At 25.1% G+C, this 14,556-nt stretch carries 19 protein-coding genes; 13 read left to right on the top strand and 6 right to left on the bottom strand.

Going from position 1 to position 14,556, the window contains the following annotated elements; all coding sequences use genetic code 11:
- Positions 1–47: 47 nt before the first annotated feature.
- The gene (locus APAC_RS09230) at positions 48–1,259 is read left to right on the top strand and encodes a tyrosine-type recombinase/integrase (protein WP_130233825.1); all 1,212 of its coding nucleotides are present in this window, start codon (positions 48–50) and stop codon (positions 1,257–1,259) included.
- 4 nt (positions 1,260–1,263) lie between these two features.
- Here APAC_RS09230 and APAC_RS09225 read toward each other — a convergent pair whose 3' ends face one another.
- Genes APAC_RS09225 through APAC_RS09210 form a run of 4 tightly spaced genes read right to left on the bottom strand, consistent with a single transcriptional unit; the run spans position 1,264 to position 2,585 of the window.
- Positions 1,264–1,470, bottom strand: a complete 207-nt coding sequence (locus APAC_RS09225) for a hypothetical protein (RefSeq protein WP_130233824.1) — start codon at positions 1,468–1,470, stop codon at positions 1,264–1,266.
- A gap of 3 nt (positions 1,471–1,473) precedes the next feature.
- Positions 1,474–1,668, bottom strand: a complete 195-nt coding sequence (locus APAC_RS09220; RefSeq protein ID WP_130233823.1) for a helix-turn-helix transcriptional regulator — start codon at positions 1,666–1,668, stop codon at positions 1,474–1,476.
- 2 nt (positions 1,669–1,670) lie between these two features.
- Positions 1,671–2,333, bottom strand: a complete 663-nt coding sequence (locus APAC_RS09215) for a helix-turn-helix domain-containing protein (RefSeq protein ID WP_130233822.1) — start codon at positions 2,331–2,333, stop codon at positions 1,671–1,673.
- On the bottom strand, positions 2,334–2,585 hold the full coding sequence (locus tag APAC_RS09210; RefSeq protein ID WP_130233821.1) for a hypothetical protein: 252 nt from the start codon (positions 2,583–2,585) through the stop codon (positions 2,334–2,336).
- Between the two features lie 249 nt (positions 2,586–2,834).
- On the opposite strand from APAC_RS09210, the gene APAC_RS09205 reads away from it, so the two are divergent.
- Positions 2,835–3,545, top strand: a complete 711-nt coding sequence (locus APAC_RS09205) for a hypothetical protein (RefSeq protein WP_130233820.1) — start codon at positions 2,835–2,837, stop codon at positions 3,543–3,545.
- 14 nt (positions 3,546–3,559) lie between these two features.
- Positions 3,560–3,961, top strand: coding sequence for an SHOCT domain-containing protein (locus APAC_RS09200; RefSeq protein ID WP_130233819.1), 402 nt, complete (start codon positions 3,560–3,562; stop codon positions 3,959–3,961).
- Here the strand turns inward: APAC_RS09200 and APAC_RS09195 are convergent.
- Positions 3,953–4,387, bottom strand: coding sequence for a hypothetical protein (locus APAC_RS09195; protein ID WP_130233818.1), 435 nt, complete (start codon positions 4,385–4,387; stop codon positions 3,953–3,955). The genes APAC_RS09200 and APAC_RS09195 overlap by 9 nt on opposite strands.
- Positions 4,388–4,573: 186 nt before the next feature.
- Between APAC_RS09195 and APAC_RS09190 the strand changes: the two genes are divergently transcribed.
- From APAC_RS09190 to APAC_RS09170, 8 genes are all read left to right on the top strand, one after another.
- Positions 4,574–4,939, top strand: a complete 366-nt coding sequence (locus APAC_RS09190) for a hypothetical protein (RefSeq protein WP_130233817.1) — start codon at positions 4,574–4,576, stop codon at positions 4,937–4,939.
- A 54-nt stretch (positions 4,940–4,993) separates the two neighbouring features.
- Positions 4,994–5,110, top strand: a complete 117-nt coding sequence (locus APAC_RS13380; RefSeq protein WP_228255907.1) for a major capsid protein — start codon at positions 4,994–4,996, stop codon at positions 5,108–5,110.
- Between the two features lie 195 nt (positions 5,111–5,305).
- Positions 5,306–5,449: a hypothetical protein gene (locus tag APAC_RS13280; protein ID WP_170170148.1), complete on the top strand. Its 144-nt coding sequence runs from the start codon at positions 5,306–5,308 to the stop codon at positions 5,447–5,449.
- Between the two features lie 4 nt (positions 5,450–5,453).
- The gene (locus tag APAC_RS13275; RefSeq protein ID WP_170170147.1) at positions 5,454–5,618 is read left to right on the top strand and encodes a hypothetical protein; all 165 of its coding nucleotides are present in this window, start codon (positions 5,454–5,456) and stop codon (positions 5,616–5,618) included.
- Between the two features lie 9 nt (positions 5,619–5,627).
- On the top strand, positions 5,628–6,938 hold the full coding sequence (locus APAC_RS09185) for a hypothetical protein (RefSeq protein ID WP_130233816.1): 1,311 nt from the start codon (positions 5,628–5,630) through the stop codon (positions 6,936–6,938).
- The gene (locus APAC_RS09180) at positions 6,938–7,300 is read left to right on the top strand and encodes a hypothetical protein (RefSeq protein WP_130233815.1); all 363 of its coding nucleotides are present in this window, start codon (positions 6,938–6,940) and stop codon (positions 7,298–7,300) included. The genes APAC_RS09185 and APAC_RS09180 overlap by 1 nt, the downstream gene beginning before the upstream one ends.
- 5 nt (positions 7,301–7,305) lie before the next feature.
- Positions 7,306–8,403, top strand: a complete 1,098-nt coding sequence (locus APAC_RS09175) for a zonular occludens toxin domain-containing protein (RefSeq protein ID WP_130233814.1) — start codon at positions 7,306–7,308, stop codon at positions 8,401–8,403.
- A complete protein-coding gene (locus APAC_RS09170; RefSeq protein WP_130233813.1) occupies positions 8,357–9,613 on the top strand; it encodes a type II secretion system protein GspD in 1,257 nt (418 codons plus the stop codon). Before APAC_RS09175 ends, APAC_RS09170 begins: the two co-directional genes overlap by 47 nt.
- 127 nt (positions 9,614–9,740) lie before the next feature.
- On the opposite strand, the gene APAC_RS09165 is transcribed toward APAC_RS09170, so the two are convergent.
- Positions 9,741–11,105, bottom strand: a complete 1,365-nt coding sequence (locus tag APAC_RS09165) for an IS4 family transposase (RefSeq protein ID WP_130232179.1) — start codon at positions 11,103–11,105, stop codon at positions 9,741–9,743.
- Positions 11,106–11,390: 285 nt separating this feature from the next.
- Here APAC_RS09165 and APAC_RS09160 point away from each other — a divergent pair, with 285 nt between their 5' ends.
- Positions 11,391–12,803 (top strand): replication endonuclease, encoded by a 1,413-nt coding sequence (locus APAC_RS09160; protein ID WP_130233812.1) that lies wholly within the window; start codon positions 11,391–11,393, stop codon positions 12,801–12,803.
- 232 nt (positions 12,804–13,035) lie between these two features.
- Positions 13,036–13,431, top strand: a complete 396-nt coding sequence (locus APAC_RS09155; RefSeq protein ID WP_130233811.1) for a hypothetical protein — start codon at positions 13,036–13,038, stop codon at positions 13,429–13,431.
- The last annotated feature ends 1,125 nt before the right edge of the window (positions 13,432–14,556 follow it).

Raw genomic sequence — 14,556 nt, 5'->3', positions numbered from 1 at the left:
TATAATTGACAGTACGATTTACAATATTTAAAAAAGGTACTGTTATTATGGCTAGAATTACCAAACCTCTTACAGATACAGAAATTTCAAAAGCAAAATCAAAAGAAAAAGATTACTATTTATACGATGGCGAAGGTCTTGTTTTATTAGTTAAAACAAATAATAGTAAGTTATGGCGATATAATTATAAATTTAATGAAAAAAGAAAAACTATAAGTTTTGGAAGATATCCAGAAATCAAATTAAAAGAAGCTCGTGAATTAAAAGAGAAATCAAAAGAAAGTATAAAGAATCAAATAGATCCTAGTGAATCGAAATCTTCAAATTTTGAATTAGATACAACTTTTAAATATATAAGTGACAAATGGCTTAATTTAATGAAAGATGATTGGAGTAAATCTAATTATGAAAAAATAAAATCAAATTTACAAAATAATGCTTACCCATTTTTAGGAAATAAGAATATAAAAGATATTACTCGAAAAGATATCTTATTACTAGTAGAGAGAATGGAAAAAAGAAATGCTACTGAATATGCTAGTAGACTTTTAAATAATATACAAAGAATTTATAAGTATGCGGTAACTAATGAATATGTAGCTCATAATATAATAGCTGATATAGATAAACAAAATTCTTTAAAAAAACGGAAAAGAGTTAATCATCCTGCAATTACAAATATTAAGGAATTTAAAAAGCTTTTAAATGATATTCAAAACTATGGAATTAACTTTAAAAGTGATATAAGCACTATATATGCTTTAAAAATTGCTCCCTTAGTTGCTTTAAGACCTTATAATTTAAGATCATTAGAATGGTCTGAAATTGATTTTGAAGAAGAATATATTGATATACCAAAAGAAAAAATGAAAATGGAAATAGATTTTGTATTACCTTTATCTACACAAGCTTTAAAATTATTAAAAGAAATTGAACAATTTAAAACAGATAGTAAATATGTTTTTTACAGCGCAACATCTAATATAAAGTGCATTAGTGAAAATACATTAAATCATGCATTGCAAAGAATGGGTTATAAAGGTGTACATACTTCGCACGGTTTCAGGAGCACTTTTAGTACTAATGCACATGAAAATATTACACAACATGGATTAAGTAGTGATATTATAGAGTCTTGTCTTGCACATGCTGAACAAAATACAGTTAAAAAAGCATATAACAGAGAAAGTAAATTAAAATATATAGATGAAAAAAGAAAGCTAATGCAATGGTGGTCAGATTTTTTAGATAAGCATTAATTGCTTATCTAATATTTATTTTGAAATTATTATCAATTTTTTCTAATAATTTATAAATTCTTAAATATGTGTAAAATGATATTTTATGGAAGTGATAAGCCATAACAATTTTATTGCGAACTATTATAATTTCATTTACATTTTCTTTTTTTATAAGTTTTAAAATTATATCTCTATCAATTATTCCATTTAAATTTTTTAATTTTCTCATTTTTTAACCTTTATTTTTTAATTTGCCTGGTAATTCTTGTAATGCAATCATTAAACTTTGATGTTCCCAGACGCTTGTACGTCCAATTTTTAAGGGTTTTGGTATTAAGTCTAGATTTATATAATTATAAAATTGACTTTTTGAGATCGGAAGATATTCAGTCAATATTTTTTCTATTTTTAAATACTTAATTTCCATTTTTAACCCTTTATCATTTTTATGATTTTTTCTTGTTTTTCAAACATATACGTCCAGATTTTCAAGCTTTTATCTTTTTCGAATAATTTATCTATTGTTTTATTTTTCAAATATCCAATTTCTGATATCTCAACAATTGTTCCTTTTTGCAAATTCTGAAACGGATAAGGCAATTGAAAAGATATTTTGTTTTTATTTTTAATACAAAAATCTCTGAAATCATTAAAATTTGTAAAAATTTCTCTCTCACCCTCAAGAGAGGTTAATTGATGGTTAAGAGATGATGGTTCGTAGCTCATAGCTGTGACACCACCCCTAGTATCACTAGTGACACCACCTCGTGTCATAGCTGTGACACTACCCCTAGTATCATTTTGACCTAAGGTCATATTGATACTACCTATAGTAAGAGTATATATATTACTTGTTTGCTCTTTTTTATTTTTTTTAAATCTATTTTGTTTTTTTAATGCTTTTATTTTTTCAAGTTTTTCAATTGCTCTTTTTGCAGTTGACACACTTATACTTGCTTTTCTTGCGATGTGCGCATAGCTAGGGAAACATTGCATATTATCATCTGCACTATCTGCAAGTGCAAGTAATACTAGTTTTAAATTTCCATTTAATTTAGTTTCAAATGCTAGATTTAAGGCTTTGACACTCATTTAAGCAACCTTATCAGATTCTAACTGTTTTATTATTTGATCAAGGATTATTGCTTTTTCTAACCAGTGATTAACTTTTTGTGTTGTAAGACTTTTTTTAACGTAGTAGTTTTCTAGTTTATCTAGTTCTTGTGGACCAAGGATTCTAACATAAATTGCACAGCTTAAAAGTTGTTTTATAACAATACAACTATCGTTATATTTTAATTTTTTAGATAATTTTCTAACCGATATTTTATTATCGTATTTCATTTGACTCTCATTTCGCATTTAAGCAAATTTAGTCAACTTTGGTTATAATTCAAGTTGACCTCTCAAGGGTTCTCACTCAATTTACAAACTTGGCGGGGAGTAGATTGAGTGACACTATGTCGTTTAAATGTAATAACAATCTAATAATAACGACAAAAAACTTATTTAAAACTTAAATTGTCGCCAAATATTGACTTAAATTATTAAAACTGTCATAATGTCTTTAAATTAATATTTTAGAGGCATGTTATGATTAAAACTTCACTTTTGTCAATCATTTTAAATAATAGTGAACGTACTATTCAGCGTTGGAAGAAAGAAGAAAGACCTATAATTAAATTATTAGATAAATATTTTTCTGATAGTGATTTAAAAGAATTTTTAGACTCTGGTAGTATTTCTCGTTTTGATCAGATTTCAATATATAAGAATTTATCTAATTACTGTACTAAACATTTAAGTAATGATTTAATATTTCTTTTTGATAATAATCATAAGTATAGTGATATACATCCTTTGTTTGTATTTTTTAATTTTATTATTAATAATTCAAAACCTAATTTTAATGATATAGAATTTGTTTCTGATAATAGTATATTTTACGATACATTTCAAAATGAATATTTTACATTTGTTATTAATTCAAAAATAGATCCTATTGACATCAAGAAACTATTAGATATAGATTTAGATTTAATATATATATTGTGTCGTCATAAAAATTCATTAAATCAATTTTTTGATAATGTTCCTCAAATAAAAGTTTTTTTAATTTTCTATAGTATGTTTCAAGAAATTGAAATTGAAAATAAAGATTTTTTTATTAAATATTTTAATTTAGCAGCAATTGATTATATAAAATTTAATCATATGATGGTTAATATTGATGATATAGAAAAAGATTATAAAAAAATAACAATTTTAAAGAATATAAATGATATATTTTTAAAACACTTATGAATAAAAGGATAGATATGCCAACGTTTTATAATCATAACTTCTTATTTACAGCAGGTTTTTTTGTTAGAGCAATAGTATATATTGTAATATTTGCTATATATACAGCATTAATAGCAATTGGATTAACATTAAGTGGAAAATATGGATTACCTTTTACAACTGGAAGCTTATTTTTAGATAGAGTTATTTTTTTTAGTGCGTTGGCTTCTCCTCTAATTTTTGTAGAATGGAGAATAAGAGTAAATAGAAAAAAATTAGGCTTATCTCTTTATAAAAATATATCTGATGATTTATTACACTTAGAATTAAATAAAACATCAAGTGATAAAAAAGATTTAAATTATTGGTTTGAATTAAAAGAAAAAGGTGCAATTTCAGACGATGAATACCAGGTAAAGAAAAAAGAATTATTGTAACTCTTTTTTCTTCTTTTTATTTAATTCTTGTAACTTTCTAAATTCATCTTCTGTAATAGAATCACCTTTATGATCTTCACATGCAGTAAACCAAAGACCAGTAGTTCTTAATTCACCTCTTTTACCACAATATTCACACATAGTTGAAGATTTATCTTGTGCAGATTTAACTAATAAATTTATGCATTTTTCAACAACTTTTGGATATTCAGAATTTAAAGTATTGCAATAAAATCTTAGAGTTCCAAACTTGGTTTTTATTTGCTGCATATGAGGTAACTCACAATTAGTTAATTTGCAAAGTTCTGTAATATTAGTTCCTAACTCATAAATTAAATCAGTCCAACCATCATGAAATTGAAAATCTACTTTATCTTTAAATATTTCTAATTGATTTAATTTATCTTTATTTTCTTGATTTAACATTTTTATTCCTTAGTGAAAATTAGTGAAAAACTATACATATTTAAGTTTCATTTAATATTAATCATATTTTTAAATATTTTATCAAAACTTTTCTTTTTATCTTTCAATTAAGTTTTTTATAAGTTTAAATCAATGGCGACAATTTTTTTTATTCTATAAAATAATCAAAATTAAAAAAGGATTTACATGTCAAATTTAGATCAACTAAATAAAGTAGCAAATGGTTTAAAAGGTAAAAGTGGTTGTTTCCTTATAGGTAAAATCGAAGGTGTTGATTTTACTGCAGCTGGAAAAATGGAAAATGGTCAAACTTATGGATCATCTGTAAAATTAAAATTTGCTAACCAAATATCTTCAGTAAAAAGTGTAAATGGTATTGATGTACCAACTACAAAATATGTTTCACAAACTATCAAAATTCCAGTTACAGACGCTGAATTAGTTTCAAAAGTTCAAGAGTTTAATTCAAAAATTGGAAAAGAAGTAATTATAGAATTAGAACTATCTGATAATTCAAGTTTTAAAACAAATAACATTCAAGAAATAGCTTAATTTTCGGCATTCTTTTGATGTAAGCCCGAATATTTTATATAAAGGAGTCCTGGTATGGATTTAACTAACGTTGCATTTAATACAGCTGATGTAATTGCTGTTGGTACTATGGTTTTAACTGCAGTTGCAGTTATTTGGGGTGTTAAAAAAGCTATTTCTATGGCTAAATAATCTTTGTATAAGTAGTGAAGGACTCTCTCACTACTTATAATTTTTTATTTTTTAGATTTTAAAAAAAGGTTTAAAAAATGGAAAATTTCTCAATCGCTGAAAGTGATATCTACATCGTTTTTACTTCATTTCTTGGTTTTATTGTTGTTTTAGCTGGTATAAGATCAGCTATTGATATTGCAAAAAGGTCTTAATATGTATGATGCAACTGCTACAGCTCAACAGTTAGGGTTACAATATTCTGACTATAATTTTTTGATGGGTCTATCTGGAATATTATCAGGTTTTATCTTTTTATTTTTTGTACTTTACATAACTATCATTGTTGCTAAAGGATAAAAAAATGAAATTACTTATTTTACTTTTTTTATTTATTTCACCAATATTCGCAATTGAAGTTATACAAATTACATCTGATTATGTATTTGATGCTTTCTTTTCAATATTTTTTTATTTAGCTGTTATTATGGCTCCAATTTTTGGTGCAATTGCATTGTTAAAATTTTAGGTATATAAAATGAAATATTTTTTTTATATTATTTTAATTTATAATAGTGCATTTGCTGCATTTGATTTGCAAAAATTTGGTGATAATTTATATTATACGAGTTATGTAGAATGTCATGGATATACAGAAGAATATCCTACAATATGTTATGTTTGTAAATGGAACACGAAAGAATGTACTACGGTATATTATAAAGCTGGTATTGAAGAAACTGTAGTTTATATAGATGAAAACAATAACGAATACACTTTAGATGATGAAGTTAATTATTTAGATTCTACTTGTGTAGATGGATTTGATAAAGTTGATAATCGTTGTTATGAACAGCCTACTAGTGATACTAAATTTGATGGTTCTTTATGTTCATCTGCTCAAAACTCATATAATTTTGTAAATTTTTCATGTAAAGATAAAGGTGGCGTTTCATCTTATAGTTTAAGTTTAGATGATAATGGTTGTTATAATTCTCCAACTGTCGGATGTGTAGATGATACTTCAATTGGTATTATGTCAATTACTTCAATTTGGGAAGATTATGCATCTACAAATAATATAGATCCTAATACTTATGAACCAATTTCAAATAATACTGATACAACAGATACAACTACTGATAATTCTAATGATACAACTACTGATAATACAGATACAGATACTACTAATACAAATGAAAATACAAATAATATAGATAATACAGAAAACATAACATTTACACCTAATATAGATTGGTTTAATGATAATCCAAATGATTTTACTTATGACGATGATAGTGGTTGGTACAGTTACAATGGTTCAAATTCTGATTATCAAGATACTAATTATAAAGTTGTTAGTGATGCAAATGGAAATGAATATTTATTATCACAAGATCCTAATAAAAACAGTACAGATTTTAGTGATGTTCAAAATAATACAGCAGCTACTCAAAGTGGAGCGGGTGCAAGTGATATAGCACAACAATCTGATTTATTGAATATGATTAATCAAAATACTCTTTCATTAATGACTGGTACTGCAAGTGAATCAAGTTTTGACACAAGCGATTATGAAAACTTTTTAACTAATATCGGTAGTTCAATTGATACTTTAAAAAATTCATTTAATGACACAAAATCTACTTTTGAAAATGGTTTTACCTTTAATTCAAGTAAGTATGAGGGGTATAACGAATGTGTATTAAGTAAAAACGTATTTGGTAAAGATATTGAAATAAATATATGTGAGCCATTTATACCATTTAGAAACTTTATCATTTTTATTATTACTATGACAATGATTTATAAATCAATTATAATTTTTATGTGGGGGATTAAAAGATAATGGCACAAATTTTAGCATTTTTATTAGGATTAGTAGGTCTTAAGTCATTAAAAAAAGCTTTATTGCTACCTTTGGGGATTTTTTTAGCAGGAACTATTTTTACATTTTATTTTTATTTGATTACAACTCTTGTAAAAATTTATAATGTTATTCAATCATTCTTAGATTATACACCTCAAACAGATAGCTTTATATCTTTATTTTATAGTTTTTTAAATGTTGTAGGCGTTATCGATGGATTTAACGCAGGATTGCCATTTATTTTTAGTAGCTTAACTTTTTGTTTGATGTATATTCTATATCAACACACAGTTGAAATTATAAAAACAATTTTCTTTGTGGCTAAGACATTTGTTGAGTAATTATTATGATTCAGTTTGTTACAGGTGTTCCTGGTAGTGGCAAGAGCTATTATGGTATATTCAATTTAGCTATCAATTTTGCAAAAGATTTAAAAGATAATAAAAAGTTTAGATCTTTTGCTCTTTCAAAAACAAAATATAAATGCTCACTTACAAATCTTAATGAATTAAAATTAGATAAATTCGAAAATGTAAAACCACTAGATTTTAATCATTTTAAAATTCAACTTCAAAAACTTTACAATCTTTATAAACTTGGTAAAACAGATTCTGAACTTGAAGATGAAATGAAAGATGAAGATTTCTTCTATACTCTTATAATACTTGATGAATGTCACAATTTTTTAAATAAAGATGATGAAGTATTAGTTTGGTGGCTTTCTTATCACCGCCATTTTCATCAAGATATTATTTTAATAACACAAGATATCCCACTTGTTAATACAAAATATAAAGCATTTACAGAGTTTTATTATAAGGCAATTCCTGCTTCAAGAAAACTTTTCAATACTCAAATGGTATATCATCAATTTACAGCTCATCAAATGTTTAAAACTCAAAAAGCAACTACTAAAAAATTACCAATTGTAAAAGAGATATTTAATCTTTATGGAAGTGGTGAAAATAATACACAAAAATCATTAGTTAAGCATTATTTGTTAATTGCACTTATTATTCTTATCTTTTTATTATTTGGTGGTTATTACTTTATAAGTCATTTTTTTGGAGCAAAAGATGATATTAAAATTGATAATTCATTTGCTGCAGCTAAACCATTTGATAAAAATACTAATAATTCTAAATTATCACTTTTACCAAAAAGTAAAAATATAGATAATGATGAAAAAAAATTAATAGAAATTAGATGTATTAAGCTACTTTGCTATTTTGATAAAAAAGTGTTTGATAGAAAATTTGTAGATAATCTATTTAATAGCAAAGACTATAAAACAGAACTTTTACAAAAAATAGACAATACATATTATTTACTAATTTTTGACAAATACAATTTATTTAATAAAACAGAAATTGATTTTAATGAAAAGGATATAGAAAATGAAAAAAATACTAATATTATTGATTTTTTTAAAAACAATCAGTAGTGCAGAAATGATTTATACAACACTTTCAAATTTTGTTAGTGAAGTATTTACAGAGAGAAACGAACAGTTTATTTTAGATGAGAATATAAATACTGATTTATTAATAAGTGTAAATTCAAATAAATCTAAATTTGAAATGTTAAAAACGATCCTGGAAAAATATCAATATTATGTAGTTCGTAAAAATGGTTTTTACTATATTTCAAAAACAGATAATAGTGATACTGTAAGATATATAACTTTAAATTATTCAAATTTTGAAGATATACAAATGATTTTAACTTTATATGAGAATTTAAAATTTTCTTATTTAAAAGAATCAAATAAAATAGCTATTAAATCTTCTAAAGATTTATTTGATCAAATTTATTTAACTATAAAACAAATTGATACAGTTCAAAAACAACAAAAAATAAAAGTATCTATTTTGGAAACTAATTTAGGTAAATTAAAAGATTTACAAGGTGTTATAAATGCAAGTTTACCAAATTCTCAAAAGATTGCATTTGATTTACTTTTAGGTAGTAATTTTACAATCTCTAATACTCAATCAGAAATTACAAATGATTTTAAATCTGTACTGTCATTTTTAGATAAGAATAATGTTTCAAATGTATTAACAGATACTATTTTGACTTTAAGACACAATAAGATTACAACAATAAACAGTTCTCAAAATATTCCTTATTTAACAACTTCAAATTTAATAGATGATATCAAAACAAATGAGGTAAATAATTATGATTATAAAGATGTTGGATTATTTATAAAAATAAAACCAATAATTTTAGATAATGTTCTTGATTTAAACTTAGTTTTCGAATATTCTCAATTATTATCAAATACTGATAATAAACCTGTAACTACAAAAAAATCATTAAATCAAGACATTATTTTAAATAGAAAAAATAAAATCTTCGTTCTCAATGGAATTAATAACTATTCTAAAACATTTATTAATGAAAGAGTACCACTATTGAGCGATATACCTCTTTTAGGTCATTTATTTCAGAATGAAAAGATAAATCACAGCAGTACCACAACAACAATCATTATAGAACTATTAGCAGCAGATAATAACTATGATTTTAAAGTCATTGATGATCTTAAATCTTCATTTACAAATATTGAAAAAGAGAAAAAAGAAATTAGTGAAAATGAATTGAGACATAAACAAATGATGTGTGAAAATTTGCAAATGTGTTATTGATTAGTACCCAATATTGGGAATGGCGAGGGACGAGAACGGCGGCTACGTCCGCCGGCTCGTTCGAGCCCTTGATTACTTTTAAAAAAGTTGCGTTAGTACTTTTTCAAATGTAATAAATAAAAATAACTTAACTTTCGCACCTAAAACCAAGCAATTTTCCAGTCACATCTCTTAATAGATCAATGATAGCTGTAAAATCCTCATTTCTATTGACAACTTCTTCAATTTTTGCAATCTCATCTAAAATAGCTAAAAATGCTTGCATAGCTATTGCTAGAGTATGAAGTTCACATTCTAAATCTTTAAACAATCCACCAATTGTTTTAGGTTCATTGCTGATACGATTTATATAGCTAACAACATTGTATGTAAAAAAAGATAGTGTAATTCTGGCTATCAAAGCTTCATAGATTCGATTCTCTTCTTTTCCGAATCCAAAGTGTTCACGAAGTTCTTTATACCCTTGTTCTATATCCCATCGTCTTTTATAAATATCTATAATCTCTTCATCACTAAGTATAAGATTGGTTGATACGATTGGTATTAAATTCTCTTTTGTTTTTATAAAAACAATTTTTAATTTACCAGCTTTTTTATGTTCAACTATGGTTGAAAAATACTCAAACTTTATCTTTTTGCCATATTGACCCATCTTGATAGATTTAAGCTTTTTAAATTTGTTATAGATGCCATCAAGGGTCTTTTTCTCTCCTGTAAAATTCCATATCCTGTCATTGTTTACCATTCTTGAAATGACTTGCAATCCAAGTTCATTCATAGTTTCTATAAATACAGGTTTAGAATACCAGCTATCTACAAGCAGATAATCTGCATATATACCACTAGCTACTGCTCTTTTAATCATCTCTATAGCAATTTGTGATTTCCCTTTTAAGCTTTCCAATCTTCGCTTATGTGCATTGGTTCGATGATCAATAATATTTGTAAACTCTTCTATCTTTACCCTTGCATAACTGTTCATAGCAATTGCAAAGTCCAACATAAAATTTGAATAACCATCACTATAGTTTAGTGATACAACATTTACACCTCTGATTTTTCTCTTTGCTTTATTGCTCCAAAGGTTGTCACAACTTCCCTCTATATTTTTACCAACTTTATCTTCAACAGTATCATCAAGTATAAGAACTCTTACTAGCTTTGAATCTTGCACTTTATGAAGTAGTGATAAGATCTTTAAAGAACTAAGAGATAATAGTTTTCTCCAATTATAAGAAGTATTGGAAAGTAATCGATAATATACATCTTTTTTGAAACTATCATTACTTTGATCCATAAAGGTTGATATTTTTTTATTCATAACCAGCATATATACAAAATGTAATACAACCATATGAACAGCAACTCCCTCTTTTTTAGAAAAATTGCTCTTGGTTAAAATAGTTTTCATATTTAACAAACGTAATGTTTCATAGATTGGATTTTTTAACTTATCGTTTATAATACCGATGATCTTGGATTCTATCTGCATTCTTACCCTTTAATATAATAGATATTATAGCTAAAAGTGCCTATTTAAGGGCTTTATTGAGAGTTCAAAATAGAAAAATATCATAGAAAAACAACTAAATTATTTTTATGTCAACAAGGATAAGATTATTAACTAAAGGAGTAATGTTTTAGGGAGATTTAGCTACAATTTTAATCAATTTAACGTGCGAAAGTTAAGTAAAAATAATAAAGTTAATAAATAAAATAAATTATAAAAAATTAATTTACTAATAGTAGTAAAAAAATATTTGAGTCAGGAATAAAGATGTATGGAATAGATATAGATGATAGAGAATATATTGATAAAAAATTAGCAAAACAAAAAAAGTTTTTAAAAGAGTTTGTTATTGATTTTGGAGGTAAACAAATTGATATGTTAGATAATACATATAGTGCTAATATTAATCCAAAAAAATATTTTAGTGAGATTAACAATAGAGTTAATTCTATTCATAAATTTGGTAGAGACAATGGACTCATGGCTGTTTTCATTACTATAACAGCTCCTTCGAAATATCATCCAAGAAAAACAATTAATAAAAAGAAAAATATTACAGTAGAGAATCCTAACTATGAATATAAAAACAATTTTGAAAAAGGTGTGAAAGATGCAGCTTATAAATTAAGTGATCTTTGGCACAAATTTACTTCTTTGCAAGTTATTAGAAGATTAAAAAAAACAACTGGAAATGGATTAATTTATTTTAAAGTATATGAGCCCCATAAATCAGGTGTACCACATATTCATGCAATGGTATATATACCAAAAGATTGGATATTAAAAGTAAAAAAAGAATTTTTTGCATATTTTAAAAAGCACAACATTATTCAGTTAAAATTTAAATATACCTGGTATCAAGATAAGGGTGGGGCGGTTGCTTATATGATGAAGTACATTACTAAAACTTTTAAAAATGCAGAGACTGATATTATGGATGATTCAGCTTATTGGTATATTAAACATAGAATTATAAGATTTAGTAGTTCCAGGTCATTAGCTCCTCTTTGTGTTTACAGAAAAATCAGATATTTTTTTAAAGATATTAGAGAAGATGATTATCTTTATATTAGTGATCTATTATCTGAAAATATCATTCAAAGACTTTTTAAAGATCAAGTCATAGAATATAAAACCTATGATTATGACAATGATGATTTTATAGAATTGAATCTTTACAATAAGCAACATATACCTGAGTTATCAGCGAAAAAATATATAACTGCATATTTTGATAAAAATGGTAAAAAAAAGTATAGAGAAATATCAACTTGTTTTAAATCTAGAATAAAATTAAGTTATAAAAAAAGAGAACAAAAAAGAGTAATACCAATTATTATAGATGGTATTGAGTATGGAACTAGAGATAATAAGTTAGTTAAAAAGATTATACCAGTTACACATTTCAAAGATTTAGCACTAATTAGTTATTTTAACAAAATAGATAAAAATATCGATAGTGTAGATTTAAAGCATTATGGATTAGTTAAAAACGAAATGATAAAAAGAGATTTACTAGATGATGAATTAATTAAAATTAATAGTTATGATACTAATTTTGGGAACAACTGTAACGTAGTGAAAGGCGTTAGCCCGAAACACATCAATTTTATAGTTTCAGACGATATTATCGGCTCTACACCTTTTATGGTACCCAATATTGGGAATAGTTTTTTTTAATAAAGCCAAAATATTAGTTATTTCGGCTTTTCACTTGAAGTTACTATTAATTGGTAGTTAATAGATGATTGTCCTATCTAACTTCATTCATTTTTATTTTATCTTTATGCGTTTTATATGTCAACTAATTTTATGTTGGTATGCTATTTTGGGAATTTAATATTCAATAATCTTTAAAATAATATTAGATTACATGTTATGTTATAATTAATAAAATTAATAAGAATTGTTTATGAATAAAAGTATGACTAAGTTAACTCCATCATTCAAATACAAAATAAAGAGAAGAGCTAATAAAGTTGGTATAGACTTACAAAATTTATACAAAGTAGCCCACATAAATAAAAAAGATGTTATAAGACTTTTAAATTCAGATTTTATTTCTAAAGATTCAATTGAAAAGATAGCTGAAATATTAGGTCTTAACTTCTATGGAAAAGAAATTAAATCTATCAAACAATTAAGAAAAGATAGAGCTAGATCTAAAGCAATTAGAGTTGTATCAATGGTACAAGATACTTCATCTTTAGAAGAACAAGGTTTAGAATCTATGGCAATTAAAAGAATGATTGTTAGAACTGAAAAAGAATTTTTAAAAGGTCCATATAATTCAAGGCTATGGAAATAAGTGTGATTATATTTTTTTATAATTAAGCTTTATTTTATAATATTTCTATTATAATTCTAGTCCTTTAAAAGTTTATATAATTTTTAAGGATTTGTTTTTAACAGTACGTATAACCGTATAGTTAAATATTAGGTGTTTATTTTAGGGCTTTCAAACCTTATTTTCGAGTCCTTCATGACCACCAGCTATAAAGCCCATATTTCAATGCTTACAGCATTTTTTATAAATCTTATAAAACAATCAAAAATTTTTTTTTACCACTTTTTTACCACAAGAGATGTTTTTTAATAAATTATGAATTTTTTAATATAGTTTTTTTCTTTAAGTAAAAAAAACTACTTTATTAAAATTTGATATATTAAGCTTTATTTACATTAATCAAAATTATTAATTATTAATCAATTTAGTTTCAAATTCTTTTATTTACTAATTTTATATTTCTTACTAGAATAGTTCTATAAATATTTAGAGCTTGGTAGGCACACAATCTGCTTGATTGGTTTATCGCTTGATAAACTATCAAGCTCTAAGTATTTATTATTAGATTGTGCATCTACCAAATTTACAATCTAATCTTATTTACTAATCAAACTTATTTTTATTACTTTTTTGAGGATTCCACTTAAATGCTGGAGAATAAAGTAGTATTTAAAAAAGGAGGTAAATAATAGCCCGTGTGAGTTTGGCGACCGACCGAGCTATTAAATAATAGACCACAAGTATAACAAAAAATCATCATTTTATCAATATTTTTTTTTAAATTAAAAAAGCAACTTAATTGTTGAGAATAAAGTATTGTCTGTAAAATTGATAGGCATAATCTCTTGTGTCTGATGAAGTAAGCATCTGTGAGGCTAATTCTAGTTGTATGTATCTCACAAAAACGCCATTTGCTGAACAAATAAAAAAGAGACCGTATTGCGGTTGTAGCGAAATAGGAAACTATTGAAGCTAAAAGGAACTACATGCAGGTATGGCGTAGTGTTTGATACTAGATTCTCAACCAAACTTGAGGTAACTTTTTCTAAGTCTAGTTATATAACCTTACATTGACCTACAAATCACTGATATAACCTATAGCAATTATGATATGAAAAATATATGGTATCGCATTACCCGCCATGA

This window comes from Malaciobacter pacificus (assembly GCF_004214795.1).
Taxonomy (GTDB): domain Bacteria; phylum Campylobacterota; class Campylobacteria; order Campylobacterales; family Arcobacteraceae; genus Malaciobacter_A; species Malaciobacter_A pacificus.
The sequence above is the reverse complement of the archived record's forward strand: the minus strand, read 5'-3'. Positions and strand labels throughout refer to the sequence as shown.